Source organism: Bradyrhizobium prioriisuperbiae (assembly GCF_032397745.1).
Taxonomy (GTDB): domain Bacteria; phylum Pseudomonadota; class Alphaproteobacteria; order Rhizobiales; family Xanthobacteraceae; genus Bradyrhizobium_A; species Bradyrhizobium_A prioriisuperbiae.
In genome coordinates, this window is record NZ_CP135921.1 from 1,962,207 (window position 1) to 1,979,089 (window position 16,883).

At 63.9% G+C, this 16,883-nt stretch carries 13 protein-coding genes; 1 reads left to right on the forward strand and 12 read right to left on the reverse strand.

Translation table 11 applies throughout. The features are described 5' to 3' along the window. The 6 genes from exbD to putA form a co-directional block, all read right to left on the reverse strand. The gene (exbD, locus tag RS897_RS09220) at positions 1–474 is read right to left on the reverse strand and encodes a TonB system transport protein ExbD (RefSeq protein WP_315836261.1); all 474 of its coding nucleotides are present in this window, start codon (positions 472–474) and stop codon (positions 1–3) included. Positions 475–486: 12 nt separating this feature from the next. Beyond that, positions 487–1,419 carry a tonB-system energizer ExbB gene (exbB, locus tag RS897_RS09225; RefSeq protein WP_315836262.1) on the reverse strand — a complete coding sequence of 311 codons (933 nt, stop codon included), beginning with the start codon at positions 1,417–1,419 and terminating at the stop codon, positions 487–489. Then, positions 1,416–2,105 carry a Fe2+-dependent dioxygenase gene (locus RS897_RS09230; protein ID WP_315836263.1) on the reverse strand — a complete coding sequence of 230 codons (690 nt, stop codon included), beginning with the start codon at positions 2,103–2,105 and terminating at the stop codon, positions 1,416–1,418. Before RS897_RS09230 ends, exbB begins: the two co-directional genes overlap by 4 nt. 99 nt (positions 2,106–2,204) lie before the next feature. Next, entirely contained in the window at positions 2,205–4,682 is a 2,478-nt protein-coding gene (locus tag RS897_RS09235) for a TonB-dependent receptor (protein ID WP_315836264.1), read from the reverse strand. Positions 4,683–4,930: 248 nt separating this feature from the next. Next, positions 4,931–5,179 (reverse strand): hypothetical protein, encoded by a 249-nt coding sequence (locus tag RS897_RS09240; protein ID WP_315836265.1) that lies wholly within the window; start codon positions 5,177–5,179, stop codon positions 4,931–4,933. A 97-nt stretch (positions 5,180–5,276) separates the two neighbouring features. Continuing rightward, positions 5,277–8,378 carry a bifunctional proline dehydrogenase/L-glutamate gamma-semialdehyde dehydrogenase PutA gene (gene putA / locus RS897_RS09245; protein ID WP_315838569.1) on the reverse strand — a complete coding sequence of 1,034 codons (3,102 nt, stop codon included), beginning with the start codon at positions 8,376–8,378 and terminating at the stop codon, positions 5,277–5,279. A 156-nt stretch (positions 8,379–8,534) separates the two neighbouring features. Here putA and RS897_RS09250 point away from each other — a divergent pair, with 156 nt between their 5' ends. Then, complete coding sequence (locus RS897_RS09250; protein WP_315836266.1) at positions 8,535–9,962, forward strand: MFS transporter; 1,428 nt, start codon at positions 8,535–8,537, stop codon at positions 9,960–9,962. Positions 9,963–10,106: 144 nt separating this feature from the next. Here RS897_RS09250 and RS897_RS09255 read toward each other — a convergent pair whose 3' ends face one another. From RS897_RS09255 to RS897_RS09280, 6 genes are all read right to left on the reverse strand, one after another. Further along, the gene (locus RS897_RS09255; protein ID WP_315836267.1) at positions 10,107–12,401 is read right to left on the reverse strand and encodes a xanthine dehydrogenase family protein molybdopterin-binding subunit; all 2,295 of its coding nucleotides are present in this window, start codon (positions 12,399–12,401) and stop codon (positions 10,107–10,109) included. Next, positions 12,398–12,889 carry a (2Fe-2S)-binding protein gene (locus RS897_RS09260; RefSeq protein WP_315836268.1) on the reverse strand — a complete coding sequence of 164 codons (492 nt, stop codon included), beginning with the start codon at positions 12,887–12,889 and terminating at the stop codon, positions 12,398–12,400. Before RS897_RS09260 ends, RS897_RS09255 begins: the two co-directional genes overlap by 4 nt. A gap of 257 nt (positions 12,890–13,146) precedes the next feature. After that, positions 13,147–13,806, reverse strand: a complete 660-nt coding sequence (locus RS897_RS09265) for a hypothetical protein (RefSeq protein ID WP_315836269.1) — start codon at positions 13,804–13,806, stop codon at positions 13,147–13,149. Continuing rightward, entirely contained in the window at positions 13,803–14,294 is a 492-nt protein-coding gene (locus tag RS897_RS09270) for a c-type cytochrome (RefSeq protein ID WP_315836270.1), read from the reverse strand. The genes RS897_RS09265 and RS897_RS09270 overlap by 4 nt, the downstream gene beginning before the upstream one ends. A gap of 155 nt (positions 14,295–14,449) precedes the next feature. After that, on the reverse strand, positions 14,450–16,234 hold the full coding sequence (locus RS897_RS09275; protein ID WP_315836271.1) for a PQQ-dependent dehydrogenase, methanol/ethanol family: 1,785 nt from the start codon (positions 16,232–16,234) through the stop codon (positions 14,450–14,452). Positions 16,235–16,358: 124 nt separating this feature from the next. Beyond that, entirely contained in the window at positions 16,359–16,853 is a 495-nt protein-coding gene (locus RS897_RS09280; RefSeq protein WP_315836272.1) for a copper chaperone PCu(A)C, read from the reverse strand. Positions 16,854–16,883: the final 30 nt, after the last annotated feature.

Below are 16,883 nucleotides of genomic sequence, written 5' to 3' on the forward strand. Positions count from 1 at the left end.
TCAAGGCTTCGGTGCGGCGGGCGCAGCAGCTGCCGGTTGCGGCACGCCGTCGGGCACGCCTTCGAGCGCAACCAGCGCCACCTTCAGATAGCCACCGGTGCGCAAGATTTCGAGCACGTCCATCATGTCGCCGTAAGGCACTGCGCGATCGGCGCGCAGGAAGATGCGGCGGTCCTTGCTGGCATCGGGCACGGCATCAAGGGTGCGCACCAGATCGACACGCCTCACCGGGTTCTCGCCGATCGCCACCGCGAGGTCGGACTTGATGGTGACATAGGTCGGCTTGTCCGGCTTCTTCTGCGGCTGGGCCGTGGATGACGGCAAATCGATCGGCAGGTCGACAGTGGACAGCGGCGCCGCCACCATGAAGATGATGAGCAGGACCAGGATGACGTCGATGAACGGCGTGACGTTGATCTCGTGGGTTTCCCCGAAATCGTCGCCGTCGTCGACGTCGTTGAAGGTAACGCCCATCGCCGCTCTCCGTTACTCGGCCGCGCGGGCCGACGCGCCGCCATGGGCGCGGTCGAGATCGCGCGACAGCAGGCGGCCAGCGGCACCCGAGGCGCGGCTGACCAGTTCGAGATAGCCTTTGGTGACGCGGGCGAAGTGATTGTAGATGATCACCGCGGGGATGGCGGCGACCAGGCCGATGGCGGTGGCGAGCAGCGCTTCGGCGATGCCGGGCGCGACCACCGCGAGATTGGTGGTCTGCGACTTCGAGATGCCGATAAAGCTGTTCATGATGCCCCAGACGGTGCCGAACAGTCCAACGAACGGCGAGGTCGCGCCGATGGTGGCGAGCAGGCCCATGCCGAGCCGCATGCGGCGGGCCTCGGCGCGGGTGATTTCGCCGAAGCTGGACGCGGCGCGTTCCTTGATGCCGCTGTCGCTGGAGATGCCGGCCGACAGCCGCGCCTCGCGCAGTGCCGTGGCAAGGAAGGTGGACAGGATGCCGGTCTTCGATCCCAGCGCCACACGCGCCTCGGCGATCGAGCGGGCTTCGGAGATCGCGTCCAGCGCGCCCAGCAGGCGGCGTTGCGCGATGAAGAGTTCGACGAACTTGCCGATGAAGATGGTCCAGGTGATCAGCGAGGCGAACGCGAGGCCGATCATCACCGCCTTGACGATGATATCCGCCGACATGAACATCGACCACGGCGACAGCTCATGCGGCACCTGCAGCGCCGTTGATTTCAGCGGGCGGCTATCGGTGGTGCCGATCGCCGTCTCGGACGGCGCCTGCGGAGCGGGTGTTGCGATCGGCGGTACGATCTGGGTCGGGGCTGCAGTGACGGGTGAGGCAGTGGTTTGTGGCGGTGGCGACGTCTGCTGAGCGTGGATCAGGGTGACCGGGGTTGCGCTGAGCGCAAAAGCGATGGCGAAAGTGGCCCAGGTTCGGAAGGAGTTGCTGCTCATACGTCGGCCCAATAGCGGATCAGATTGTGGTAGATGCCGGTCAGTTTGACCGTTTCGGGATCGTCGCGCCCGAGTCGTTCGACCAGAGCCTGGATCGCGGTATCGAGGTCAAAGATCAGGCTGCGGGCGTGGGCATCGCGTACCATGCTCTGCACCCAGAAGAAAGACGCGGTCCGGGTGCCGCGGATGACCGGCGTCACCATATGTAGACTTGAAGCCGGGTAAAGTACCAGATGTCCGGCCGGAAGCTTGATTTCGTGGGAACCGTAGAAGTCTTCTATTGTGAGTTCACCGCCGTCATAGTCCTCCGGCTCCGATAAAAACAACGTGACCGACAGGTCCGTGCGGATGCGCAGGCCGGTGAGGCGGTCGCCGCGCACGGCATTGTCGACATGGATGCCGAAGTGATGCCCGTCCGCCGACGCATAACGGTTGAACAGCGGCGGGAAGATGTGCAGCGGGATCGCCGCCGCAATGAACAGCGGGTTGGCGGTCAGCGCGCTCAAGACCCGTTGCCCGAGCCTGCGCGCCACCTCGCTGTCGGGCGGCAATTGCTGGTTCTTCTTGACCAGCGCCGACTGCGCACCGGCGGTGGAACGGCCGTCTTCCCACTCGGCGGCATCCATGATGCGACGGAAGTCGGCGACCTCGGCCTTGCTCAGCACCTCGGGGACACAAACCAACATTCGCGATTCCAATGCTTACGCCCGGCCCCGGCACAACGCCGGAACCGGGCTCGGAATTAAGCTCACATCACGCGCGGAACGACATTGCCGCGCGAGGCTTTAGAACTTCGCGTTCAACACCAGTCCGGCCACGCGGCCCGGCGCCACGAACACGAACGGCGTCGCGCTCTGATAGAAGCCGTCGTAGTAGAGCTTGTTGAAGATGTTGTTGACGAAGATCTTCGCCGTCAGGTTGGCCGTGACCTTCTTCTCGATGAAGGTATCGAACCGCCAGTAGCTCGGCAGTGCCGTGCCCTGGTTCGCCGCCAGCAGCGTGCCGCCATAGATCTTGGAGCGGTAGGTCGCCTGGCCGCCCAGTTCCCAACCATCGTCGAACTTGTACTTGGTCAGCACGTTGAAGGACTCATGGGCGATGTTGGCAAGCTGCAAACCGACATTGCTGGCAAAGGGCGAGCCGGCCGGCGTTCCCACGTGCGACGCCGTAACCTTCGACCTCATCAGCACGAGCCCGCCGTAGATGCTCCATCGATCGGTGATCTTGCCGGCTGCTTCGAGGTCGATGCCCTGGATGCGATAGGCCGCTCCCGCGGTGATCGGCACAACGCCGTTAACCGCGGCACCTGCTTCGCGGGCATTGGTCTTTTCGGTCTGGAACAATGCACCGGTCAACAGCAGGCGGCGGTCGAACAGCTCCCACTTGGTGCCGACCTCGGCAGCCTTGTTGCGTTCGGGGCCCAAAACCTGGGTCGCGAGCTGATTCGGATTGAGACTGACGCCGCCATAGTTGGTGGATGTTCCATCCAGCTCCGCGCCGAACGGATTGGCCGAGGTCGCGTAAGCTGCATAAACACTGGCGATGGGCAGAGGCTTGATCACGATGCCGGCGTTGTAGTTCACCAGGCCAAAGTCGACAGGGCCGATACCTGCCGTATTGTTGTGCGCGCTGATGTCGTAGTCGTCATAGCGAACGCCACCGTTGAGAATGACAAAGTCCCGATAGTTGGCGGTCTCGATCGCATAGACACTCTTGGTGTTGACGTTGATGATCGACGGGTTACCCAACACCGATGGCGAATTCCCGAACGCTTGAAAATTGTAGGACGGATTGAGGATGGACTGGCCGGGAAGGCTGCCATTCCCGGCAAATGGGGTCCCGTCCGTCGCGACTGTCTCCGAATTAAGCCCGGTGTAGGTATCGATCGACACTCGCTCCCTCGAAAACTCCACACCAGTCACCGCGGTGTGTTTCCACGGGCCGGTATCGAATTTGAAGGTCGCATCGCTCTGATTGGCCAGAACATTGGCCACCTGATAGCGGCTCTGTGGATTGGCCTGGAACGTCCACTGCGGCAGCGAGAGCAGGGTGTTCTTCGGGCTTTCCGGAATCGTCCCGATATAGTTGAGAACTGCCCGCTCGGCGCGGAACGCATTGTGCAGCGTAACATTCTCGTTCATCTTGATTTCACCGGCGACCGTCCCGATGTCCTGGGTGGTCTTCTGGAAATCGCGATTGACGAAACCATAATAGGTGTTACGCGGCACGCCGAATTCGGTCACGGGTCCGTTGCCAAGCGCATCGTGCCGATACGGCACGCCGAAATCCGGCAGCGCGCTAAGATCCGTGTGGACGTAGCTTCCGGTGACCTTGACGTTGTCGGTGGGTGTCCACTTCACGGCGCCAAACGTGCCCCAGCGATCATCGGTGGTCAGCGAACGACCGGCAACGCCGGCATCCTGGAACAGGCCGCCGAGACGCACCGCCAGGGTCGGGTTGATCGCCTGGTTGACATCGAGGGTCAGCCGCTTGCCCGAGTCCGTCGTGAATGAACTCTCAGCGTTATAGAAGTTGCGATCGCTGGCCTGTTTTGTGACGATATTGACCGCGCCGCCCGCGGTGCCGCGGCCGGCATAAGACGACGCCGGGCCGCGCAGGATTTCGACCTGCTCGGTGAAGAAATTTTCGCGGATGCTGACTGCAGGATCGCGAATTCCATCGACAAAAATGTCGTTTCGCGCATCGAAGCCGCGGATGAAGAAGCGGTCGCCGAACGCATTGCCGCCCTCGCCGGTACCGAGCGTGACGCCTGCTGTGGAGCGGGCAATTTCCTTAAAGCTGGTCGCGTTCTTGTCCTCGAGCAATTCCTTGGTGAGAACCGTGATGGTCCGCGGCGTGTTGACGATCGGCTCGCTGAATTTGCTGGAAGCCACACGATTCGCCTTGTAGGGCGATGCCGCATCCGCATACGGATTTGCATCGGGCGGCGTCAGACCACCGGCATTGGGAAACGGCACCGGCGCCTGGGCGGTCTGCTGCCGGCGCGCAGCGCGGCGCAATGCGGTGCGGGCGCGTTGCTGATCCGGCGACGGCTTGATGGACGGCCGCAGCCGCGCGACCGGGGCATCGACGGTGACCGGCGGCAGCGGAGCCTGCTGGGCTTCGGCGCCGCTGATCGACGCCACCGCAATCAATCCGGCGACGGCCGAGATTTTCCCCGCCGGATTGGCGTCGGAGCCTTCGCAAGGTCCCCTGACAATGACTGCCGATCGCAATGACCGCGGCGCCTTGATCCCGTTCATGACAATTGCCCCCAACACCCTAACGCGATCGCCCCTCGGGGTGCGACCAAATGGCTCAGAGGTGTCAGTAGCAGTGCGGCGTCCTGTCGCAACCTGAATTGGCCGAAATTGCGGCCTTGAAATATTTGAATCGCTCTAGATCAAAATGGTTCTAAACTAGACTTATTCTAAATTGAAAAAATCCCGCACACTGAGATAGTTATCCGAGACGTCAGGCTTCTCGAAAATTGCAAACGATGGCCTGCCCCTCAATCCGGCTGCGCGGCGCTCGGCGGCTTCATCAGCGAGAAAAGTTCGTCGACGGTCTGCTGCGCCACCTGGCGCACCCGGTCGGTGTTCTCCATGCCCGCGATGTTGATCCCGTGCACCACGGCGCGGATCTCATCGCGGAAGCCGGTGAGAAAGCGCAGGGGATCCGGCGAGTCGTTGGCGACCCGCGCGATCAGGCCGGTGATCAGGATCTGGCAGGCGATCATGCGGCCGTTGAGTTCTTCCATGGCGGGCTCCGGAGTTCGGGCTGAGACGTCCCGCTGGTTAGCGCCGTTGCGCAGGCCGTGACAAGGCCGACACGCCCACCATACCGACCGCCGCGCGTCACGCCTGGTCCTGGCCGTCGTCCTGCGCCATCAGCGCGGCGTTGCCACCGGCCGCAGCGGTGTTGATGGTGACGGTCTGCTCGATGGCGAAGCGCGGCAGGTAATGCGGACCGCCCGCCTTCGGCCCGGTGCCGGACAAACCATGGCCGCCGAACGGCTGCACCCCCACCACGGCCCCGATCATGTTGCGATTGACATAGACATTGCCGACCGCGAGCCGCTCCACCACCGTCGCCACGGTCTCGTCGATGCGCGAATGGATACCGAGCGTCAGTCCATATCCGCTGCGGGCCACCGCTTCGATCACCCGGCCGAGATCGGCGGCGCGATAACGCACCACATGCAGGATCGGTCCGAACACTTCGTCCTGCAGCTGCCCGACATCGGCCAGTTCGAACACATGGGGCGCGACGAACAGGCCGCCCTTCGGCGCGGTGCCGGCATAATGCACCCGCGCCTGGGTTTTCATCCGTGCCACATGGGCTTCGAGGCGTTGTTTGGCCTCGGCATCGATCACCGGGCCGATGTGAATGGAGGGATCGCGCGGATCCCCGATTGCAAGCTCCCGCGCGGCGCCGACGATCATGTCGATCATCCGGTCGGCGACATCCTCCTGCAGCAGCAGCAATCGCAACGCCGAGCAGCGCTGGCCGGCGGAGCGGAACGCGGACGTGATGACATCGTCGGCGACCTGCTCGGGCAGCGCGGTGGCATCGACAATCATCGTATTGATGCCGCCGGTCTCGGCGATCAGCGGCACGATCGGGCCGTCCTTCGCCGCCAGCGCCCGGTTGATGGCACGCGCCACCTCGGTCGAGCCGGTGAACACCACACCCGCGACATCGCGGTGCGCCACCAGCGCCGCGCCGATGGCGCCGTCTCCGATCACGAGATGCAAGGCCGCGGCCGGCACGCCGGCCGCATGCAGCAGCCGTACGGCTTCCGCTGAAATCAGCGGCGTCTGCTCGGCCGGCTTGGCCACCACCGCGTTGCCCGCCATCAAGGCGGCCGCAACCTGTCCCAGAAAAATCGCAAGCGGGAAATTCCAGGGCGAGATGGCGACGATGACGCCGCGGCCACGCAGCCGCAGCACATTGCTTTCACCGGTGGGCCCTGGCAGCGGCTGGACACCGGCGAACAGCCGGGCACCTTCGACGGCATAATAACGACAGAAATCGACCGCTTCGCGGACCTCCGACAGCGCGTCATCGAGGGTCTTGCCGCCCTCCCGCTGCAACAGCGCCATCAGATGATCGCGGCGCTGCTCCAGCAGATCCGCCGCACCCATCAGAGCGGCCGCACGCACCGAAGCCGGCGTGGCGCTCCATTTTGTGAATCCAGAACGCGCGGCGGCCATCGCCCGATCGGCGACGTCGGACGTGGCCTCGACGACATATCCAACCACAGTGGCCCCATCGATCGGGCTCATGGTTGCACGGGTCGTGCCCGCAACTGTCTTGCCGTCGATCAGCGACGATGCCGTCACCGGCGCAAGATCGCCGGCCATTCCGGCCACCATCGCATCGAGCACCTTGCGATCGCCGAACTCCAGGCCCTGTGAATTGATCCGCTGCGGCTGGAACAGATCGCGCGGCAGCGGCAGTTTCGGATGGCGGGCATGGTCGGGAGCAGCGACGATGTCCGCCGGCCGTCGCAGCAGTGTCGTCACCGGCACGGACGCATCGGCCGCGACCGCGACGAACGATGTGTTGGCGCCGTTTTCCAAAAGCCGCCGCACCAGATAGGCCAGCAGTTCGCGATGGCTGCCGACCGGCGCATAGGTCCGGCACGCCAGTTCCGGACGATCCGACAACAGGCGCGCATAAAGCGCGTCACCCATGCCGTGCAGGCGCTGGAATTCGTACCCCTCGGCGCCATCGGCCAGCTCGAGCACCGTCGCCACCGTCAACGCGTTGTGGGTGGCGAACTGCGGAAACAGCCGGGGACGCAGCGCCAGCAGCTTGCGCGCGCAGGCGATGTAATTGAGGTCGGTCATCGCCTTGCGGGTGAACACCGGATAATCGTCCAGCCCGCGCTCCTGCGCGCGCTTCACCTCGGTGTCCCAATAGGCGCCCTTGACCAGACGCACCATCAGACGGCGATTGAGGGTGCGCGCCAGCGCATCGACATGATCGATCACCGCCTCCGCACGCTTCTGATAGGCCTGGATGGCAAGACCAAATCCATCCCAGCCTGCGAGCGAGGGCTCAGCAAGAGTCGCTGCAATGACATCCAGCGACAGCTCAAGCCGGTCGGCTTCTTCAGCGTCGATGGTGAGATTGAGATCGAACGACTTCGCCTGCCGCGCCAGTGTGATCACCAGCGGCACCAGTTCGCGCATCACCCGCGGCCGGCTGATCGCCTCATAACGCGGATGCAAAGCCGACAATTTGACTGAAATGCCCGGGCGATCGGGCAAGACATTGCGGCCCGCGGCCCGGCCGATGGCGTCGACGGCTCCGGCATAGGCTTCAAAATAACGTGACGCATCCGCCGCGGTGCGTGCGCCCTCGCCCAGCATGTCGAAGGAATAACGCGCGGCGTGGCCGTGCTGCGGGCCGGCGTGGGCCAGCGCGGCCTCGATGGTTTCGCCCAGCACGAAGTGATTGCCCATCAGCCGCATCGCCTGGCGCGTGGCGATCCGCACCGCCGGAAGCCCGATGCGTTTGGCAAGCTTGCCGATGGTGCCCAGCGGTGTTTCGCTGGGCGCGATCAGCTTCGACGACAGCCCCAGCGCCCAGGCCGAGGCATTGACCAGCAACGCCTGCGACTTGACGTCGTGGCGCGCGAAATCGCCCTGGCCCAGCTTGTCCTCGATGAATCTGTCTGATGTCGCGCTATCCGGCACCCGCAGCAGCGCCTCCGCCAGCACCATCAGCGCCACGCCCTCCTTGGTGGAAAGGGCGAACTCCCGCAACATCTCCTCGACGCCGCCAAAGCCGCTGGCCTCGGCCCGGATCGCGGCGACCAGCCGCGCGGCCGTGGCGTCGATGGCCGCTTCACGCTCCGGCGCAAGGCGGGCGTCCTTCAGCAGCCGCGCCGCGATGTCGCGGTCGTCCGGCATGTCAGCAAATCCGGTCCAGCGAGGAGCATCCTGCATCATGGCGGTTTCCGCGACTCACCCAGCACGTAGTCTGGCGCAGCTGGTTTTTCGATGGAACAGGCGATATTTTTTTGATACCGCCCGCATAGTGCCGGCCATCCCCGCGTGCTAGACGGCTCTGCCGGAGCCTAGAACAACAAGATCAACGCACTGATGGACGACACCCCTTCCGCCCCGGTTACCGCAGCCATGTCGCGGCAATCGACCCAGGTTGCCCTGCTGGTCGCCAGCGCCTTCTTCATGGAGATGCTTGACGGCACCGTGATCGTGACGGCGCTGCCGGAAATGGCGCGTTCGTTCGGCGTCAATCCGGTCGACCTGACGCTTGGCATGACCGCCTACATGCTGACACTGGCGGTGTTCATTCCGCTCAGCGGCTGGTTCGCGGACCGGTTCGGCACCCGCAAGGTGTTCGTGGCGGCACTGCTGATCTTCACCGCAGCATCGGTGCTGTGCGGCCTCGCGGAAGGGGTCTGGACCTTCACCCTGGCCCGCATCGCGCAGGGTTTTGGCGGCTCGATGATGGTGCCGGTCGGACGGCTGGCGGTGCTGCGCACCACGCCAAAACAGCACCTGATCCGCGCCATCGCCTTCATCACCTGGCCCGGCCTGATCGCCCCGATCATCGGCCCGGCGGTGGGCGGATTCCTCACCACCTATGCGAGCTGGCGCTGGATTTTCTTCCTCAATATCCCGCTCGGGATGGCCGCGATGGCACTGGCGTGGCGCCTGATCCCCGACGGTGACGAACGGCACGAGCGTCCGCTCGATCACACCGGCTTCGTGATCAGCGCGATCGCCTGCCTCACCTTCGCCTATGGCCTCAATCTGTTCGGCAATGTGGAGGTGCCGACGGTCCTGGCCACCGGGCTTGTGGTGGTTGGCATCGGCTTCGGTGTCGCCACGTACATCCATTCCAGCCGCCATCCGACACCACTGCTCGATCTCTCCGCGCTGAAAATCCAGACCTACGCGTTGAGCGTGGCCGGCGGCTCGCTGTCGCGCGCCGTGATCAGCACGGCGCCGTTCCTGCTGCCGCTGATGTTCCAGATCGGCTTTGGACTGGACGCTTTTGAAGCCGGGCTATTGGTGCTCGCCGTGTTTGTCGGCAATCTCGGCATCAAGCCGCTGACCACGCCGATCATCCGCCGCTTCGGCTTCAAGCCGGTGCTGCTGGGCAACGGCGTTTTATTCGCGGCCACCCTGGTGGGCTGTGCCTTCCTGACGCCGGGGACACCACGCCCGGTGCTGCTGCTGTTGCTGGTGATCAGCGGCGCCAGCCGTTCCATGCAGTTCACCTCGATCGCCACCATCGCCTTTGCCGACGTGCCGCAGGACAAGATGAGCGGCGCCAACACCTTCTTCAGCCTGATGTTCCAGCTCAGCCTGGGCATGAGCGTGGCGATCGGCGCGGTCTGCCTCAAGCTCGCGTCACTGATCCTGGGCCATCCGTCCGGTTCGCTGACCCTGGCCGATTTCAAGGTGGCGTTTCTGCTCACCGCCGCATTGGTGATCATCAGCCTTTATGACAGCGTGCGGCTGCCGGCCAACGCCGGCGCTTCGGTGAGCCGGAAGACTTAGCCGAGTTCAGCATCGTAGCCCGCATGAGCGCAGCGACATACGGGACGGTCTCCCGGGTATCGCTTCGCTCACCCGGGCTAAGGCGACAAAAAATCCGCCGGAGATCGCTCTCCGGCGGTTTGTTCTCATCACCTCAACCGCGGCTTACGCCTTCATCGCGCCCTTCACGGCGTCCGCCGTGATCGGCAGCGAGCGCACCCGCGCGCCGACCGCGTTGAAGATCGCGTTCGCCAGTGCCGGCGCGACCACGGTCACCGCGGGTTCGCCGACGCCGGTGGCCTTCTCGCCATTGGCGATGACGCTGACGGCAACCTCCGGCAGCTGGCTCATCCGCAACGGCGTGTAGCTGTCGAAGTTGGTCTGCTCGATCGCACCGTCCTTCAACGTCGCCTTCTCGTACATCGCCAGCGACAGGCCCCACAATGCCGCGCCCTCGACCTGGGCGCGGATGTTGTCGGGATGCACTTGCGTGCCGACATCGGTGGCCACGGTGAGTTTCCTCACCTTGACCTCGCCCGACGGCGCCACCGCCACGTGGGCGACGCAAGCGGTCCAGCTCGCGGTTGCCCGTTCCTGCGACGACACGCAGGCGACACCCATGCCTTCGCCCTTGGGCAACTGCTTGGTGCCATAGCCGGCGAGCCCCATGGCCGCGAGCAGGGTGTTGCGCAGACGCTGCGCGCCACCGTCGTTCTTGCCCTTGCCGTCCAGCAGCGCAATGCGGAACTGTGCCGGATCCTTGCCGGCCGCGTGCGCAAGTTCGTCGATCATGCTTTCGACCGCCCAGAACGTCCAGCCGGGAGCCACCGACCGCAACTGGCCGGAGGGCGTGGCGTTCTGCGCCATCTCGTTGAGAATGGCGCGGACGTTGTGGTTGGGCACGGAGTAGAAGAAGTCCGCCCCGTTCACGGTGAACGCATCGAGCGCCCCCTTCTTGTCGACCGAGGGCGACAGGAAATCCGGGATGCCCCAGCGCTTGGTCGGCCAGGCGCTGACCACGTCGTGGTTCAGCGCCACCAGCTTGCCATCATTGTCGAGGCCGGCCTTGATTTTCTGGTAGGTCAGCGGTCGCGAGAAATCCATCGTCATGTCGTCTTCGCGCGAATAGATGACCTTGACCGGCTTGCCGACGGCCTTGGCCGCCTGCACCGCCGGCACCATCATGTCGGCATCGAGCCGCCGGCCGAAGCCGCCGCCCAGCCACATCTGATGCAGCACCACGAATTTGGGATCCACCCCGGCGGCCCCCGCCGCGATGGCGCCGGAGCGCGTCGCGAACTGGTTGCCGGAATAGATGTGCCAGATGTCGCCCTTCTGTTCGGCGGTGGCGTTCATCGGCTCCATCGGCGCATGAATGTTGATGTTGGTGGTGTATTCCGCCTCCATCACCTTCGCCGCCGAACCGAGCGCCGCCGCGGTGTCGCCGTCCTTGACGAAAAACAGCCCGGTCTCGTCCATGCGTTGCAACCGCTGGGCTTCCTCCAGCAGCGCCGCGCTTGAGATCATCCTGTTTGGGCCGTTGTCATACGTCACCTTCAGCGCTTCCGCCGCCTTGCGGGCGTTGGCGTAGGTGCTGGCCACCGCCACCACCCAGCCGGAGGTGGTTCCGGTCTTGTCGTCGAGGGTGACGGCCTTGATGAAGCCCGGCACTTTTTTCGCCGCGCTGTCGTCCACCGATTTCACCGTGGCGCCGAAGCGCACCGGCGGCATCACGATCTTGCCGTACACCATGCCGGGCAGGAAGGTATCGATGCCGTACTTCGCTGTGCCGTTGGTCTTCGACGGAATGTCGAGCTGCGGCACCGACACCCCGATCATTGTGTATTGATCGGGCGTCTTCAGCGTGATGGCCTTGAGCTGATCCGGCGTGAAGGTTTTCGTCACCTTCCCGCTCTTTACGACTTCGGCGAAGGTCATCGCCTTTTTCGACTTGCCGTGGGCGATGACGGAATCGCGCACCGTCACTTCCTCGACCGGCACCTTCATCAGCCCGGCCGCGGCTTCCGCCAGTGCCATCCGCCCGGCTGCGCCGGCCCGGCTCATGGCGTCGAAGTTCATCATGGTGCTCCAGCTGCCGCCGGTGATCTGGGCGCCGAGCACGGGATCGTTGAACTTCGGATCGTTGGAGGCGAGTTGGACCCGCATGTCCTTCCAGTTGGCACCGAGTTCCTCGGCCACGATCTGCGCCATGGTGGAGGCGATGTGCTGGCCCATGTCGGCCTTGCCGCAGGTCACGGTGACCAGACCATCGGGCGCGATGGCGTACCAGACACTCGGCTCGAAATTGGCGGAAGCGGCAAACGCCGCGCTGTCGCCGACAATGCCGGGAACGCCGGCATACCCGAGCACAAGACCGGCGGTGCCGGCACCGACCAGGAACGAACGACGGCTGAGATCGACCGATGTCTGCGCGGAAACTTTCTTGATGTGCGTATTCATGTGTTCCTCCGATCGTTGCCCGCGTTCGACGCGGTGCGCATGTCGGATGCGGCACGCATGATGGCTTTCTGAATCCGGGAATAGGTCATGCAGCGGCAGAGATTGCCGTCCATGTGGGCGATGACCTCATCCTTGGTCGGGTTGGTGTTCTTCGACAGCAGCGAGGCCGCCTGCATGATCTGCCCGGACTGGCAGTAACCGCATTGCGGCACCTGCTCGGCGATCCAGGCCTTCTGCAGCGGATGATCGCCCTTGGCGCTCAGTCCTTCGATGGTGGTGATCTTCTTGCCGACGGCTTCGCTGAGCGCGGTCTGGCAAGAGCGAACGGCTTCACCGTTCACATGCACCGTGCATGCGCCGCAAAGTCCCGCGCCGCAGCCGAACTTCGTGCCGGTCATCTGCAATTGCTCGCGGATGATCCAGAGCAGCGGCGTATCGTTGGCCGCCTCGACGGACATATTCCGTCCATTGATGTTGAGAGTGGGCATTTATCTTCCCCTTCCGGTGCATGACGTCGCTTACGGCGACACTTCATTCTGAATTCTGAAAACCCGCGGCACCCACCGGGAGGTGCCGGACGGCTGAGCATGATCCGGTTCGGTTGCGCTGGCAACGCAAATTAGAATCGTTAAAAACGAAAACAGAAACGCGACACCCGGTTGCCGGACGTGTTTGTGCGGCGCGAAAAACATCGGCGTATGGCTGCGGTTTCCCCGAAGAAACCGCAGCCGCCATCTTTCAGGCCTCAACTCTTGCTGCGCAGGATGCTGATCCGCGTCTCGTCGACAAAATTCTTCTCATCCTGATCGGAGCGGCGAAACAGGTTGCGCTCGACCACCAGCGCACGACCGCTGATGGTCTTGGTGCAACGCTCCTTGAGGTAGACGCCACCGACCGACTGCTCGCCGCCTTGCGGCTGACTTTCGACGCAGGACCAGCCATCGTCGCCATAACGCGACTTGGCCTGCAGCCCGAGCAGAAACGCCTTCTTGCGGATATAGAGCCGCGCCTTGGGATCGGTCTCGATCCTGAGGCCCGCGACTTGGCCGGCCTCGTCGACCAGCAGCGTCAGGACCGCTGGATGTCCCGCCACCATGGTGCCTTCGCGGCTGGTGAGGGGATCGTAACCGAAACGAATGGCGCGCAGGGCCGCAGCGTCCGCCGGGCAGTCCTTCCAACTCGCCCAGCCATCCAGCGCAAGCTTGGGATCATCGGCGCAAGCGAAGTCGACATAGCCTTCCTTTGGAAGGTCGGCCGCGCGCATGCCGATGCGGATATCGCGCAGATCGTTGCCACGGAATTCGTCGGCACGCGCGGCCGGTGTCGCCGGCGTCACCGCCTGCGACAGCAGCAGCGCGACCGCCATCACGCCCGCAAATCGGGACAATCGAGATGATATCGTCATTGGCTTTTCTCCGGGCCGGCCGGCGCGGCCGCCTTCTGCATCTCAGACCTGTAGACGTCGCACACCCGCGAGGTGTTGCCGAAGAAGCTCGTGCACTCGGCAAAGGTCGGCTCGCCGGCCCCCTTCACGTGAGCGATCACATAATCGGCGACCGCCTCGATATCGTTGGGCCGCAGGAACGTGCCGCCTTCCGGCGGCATCTGGGCTCCGGCGTCCTGGCGGGTCATGTCGAAGCATTTCACGGTGTCATAGGCGCCGCGGACGAAAAACGGCATGCCGGTGCCGGGGCGGCCACAGCTCACCGTCTCGACGATCTGCTCCTTGGTCAGTTCGGTCTTGCGCAGCGACAGCGCATCGCCGCCATACCCGCCGCCGCCATTGCCATGCCATTTGTGGCAGCCCATGCAGTTGGCGCGCTTGAACACCGCTTTGCCGGCGTCGGTGGGATCGGCAGCAACAGCCGATTGCGCACGGGCAGCGCCTACCATCGAAATTTGCATCGACATTGGCATCGAAAAAGCCAAAACGGCACAGGCGAGCAGCGCACCGGCCACAGAGGAAACCCTGGAGATCATCATCACGTCTCGTGTTGTTGGAAAACCAGAGGGCCCGGTCGTTGCCGGGCCCTCTTTGCTGACTGGTTCTAGAGCGCGAACACGTAGAGCATCGATCCCGGCTGAATGCGCTTCAGCTCAGGTGTGGAATCGATGAACCACTTGTCCCAGGCACCGCCCAGGCCGACCAGGATCGCGACATACTGCTTGCCATCCACCATGAAGGTCATCGGAGGTGCATTGACGCCGCCGCCGGTGTTGAACTCCCACAGTTTCTGCAGCGACTTGGCGTCGAGCGCCATCACTTCGCCGGACGGCTCGCCGCTGAAGACGAGGTCCGGCGTCGCCAGGATGCCGCCAAGCATCGGGAATGGCGTCTCCAGCTTGCCGGCCACCTTGCCCGTGGTGACGTCGATGGCGGTGACGCTGCCGGTGATCTTGAATGGCTGGCTCGGGCCGCCGCCGGTCCAGAATTCACGCGGCTTCAGCTTATCCTTCTCAGCCACCTCGACCTTGATCCGGTTGCAGCTCTCGATCACCGGGATGTACCAGAGCTTCAGATCCGGATTGTAGGCGGTGGGCGGCCAGTTCTTGCCGCCCATGTTGCCCGGACAGATGTCGGTTTCCAGGTTGCTGCGACTTGGCGTGACGGCTGTATTATAAGTCTGCACCGGCTTTTTCGGATCGTATTCGACCGGCTTGCCGGTTTCCGCATCGAGCCCCTTGGTCCAGGTCACCTTCTTCACGAACGGAAGTCCCCAGACGAACTTGCCGGAGTTGCGATCGACCGCATAAGCGAAGCCGTTGCGATTGGCATGCAACGCCAGCTTCTGCGAGCCGTTGGCCACGGGCACGTCGACCAGCACGTTCTCCGACACGCTGTCATAGTCGTAGGGATCGTTTGGCGTGTGCTGGTAGTGCCATTTGATCTTGCCGGTCGCGGCGTCGAGACCGAGCGAACTGTCGGTGTAGAGATTGTCGCCGGGACGGTATTCATTATCCCAGTCCGGCCCCGGATTGCCGACGCCCCAGACGATGGTGTCGGTGGCGGGATCGTAGCTGCCGGTCACCCAGGTGGAACCGCCGCCGCTGGCCTGGGCGTTCTTGTCGTCCTTCCAGGTTTCGCTGCCCGGCTCGCCCTTGGCGGGAATGGTGTGGGTACGCCAGACTTCCTTCTGGCTCGACAGATCGGTGGCGGCAATCCAGCCGCGGATGCCGTATTCGGCGCCGGCCACGCCGGTGATCGCCATGTTCTTGACGATCAGCGGCGCCCCGGTGATGACCTCGCCCTTGTCCGGATCGGCGACCTGACGCTGCCAGGCAACCTGCCCGGTCTCCTTGTTGGTTGCGATCAGCCGGCCATCGAGGGTGTGCGAGATGACGAGATTGCCCCATAGCGCAACGCCGCGATTGTCGACACCGCAGCAGGCCACGGCACCGGCCCAGTCGTGATCGGTCTTGGGATCCATCTTCCAGAGCAGCACGCCTTTGCCGCCATGGGTATCGATCTTGTAGACCGAACCCCAGCCGTCGGTGACATAGAGAAAACCGTTCTCCGCGATCGGCGTGCCTTCGAGACCGCCATGGGTCCAGATGCCACCGCCTTCGACACCGCCCAGATGCATGGTCCAGGCGACCTTCAGATTCTTGACGTTGTCGCGGTTGATGTCCTTGAGGGTGGAGAACCGCCGGGCCGCGAAGTCCTTGTGATGGTGCAGCCAGTTGCCGGGCTCTTTCTCGACATTGAGCAGCCGCTCCGGTGTGACCTCGTCGGCGGCACGGGCGGGCAGGGTTACAAGCACACCGGCGGCGGCGAACGTGGCCGCAAGCAGATGCACCCGGGCAATGGTGGCGTAGCCTGATAAGCGTTTCATCGGGGAGTGACCTCCTGTTGGCGTCTTCATGTTTGTTTCGCGCGCCGGCATATCCGGACGCACGGGTGAGAAGCCTTGTTCAGCGAGTTCAGCAGTCAGCGGGCCTACCCGCCCGCCGCCCTCGTCAGGGCGATCGCGTGACGTGAACCTCCGTTTCCTTGGTTCCTGCCTTTTGAAACACGACGGAACAGGTGAACGTCACGCCGTCGGCGAGCTTCTGCCGCGTCTGCAGCAGCATGATGTGATGGCCGTCGCGCTTGAGTTCGGTGGTCTGGCCGGCCGGAATCGGGATCGACTTGACCGCGCGCATCGCGGGCGCGCCCTCGCCGCGGTCGACGGTGTGCTTTTCGCTGAAGTTGGCGATCGGGCAACGCACCCGCAGGATCGCATCGGCTTCCGCCGTTTCGTTCCTGATGGTCATCAGAAACGGCAGATCGACGCCGACTTGGTCCGACACCGGCACCCGGGCGTTGCTGACCTGCAGATCCTCGGCCGCAGCGACAGCCGGGACCAATCCCAGGCCGAGGGCGAACAAGCTGGACTTGATGAAAATTCCGGCGAGCGAGCGACGCCGCAACATCGTCCGAGGCTTGCGAACGATACGTATCGTCCGGCCCATCGACGTCTACCTCCTGCATCGAATTTTTTT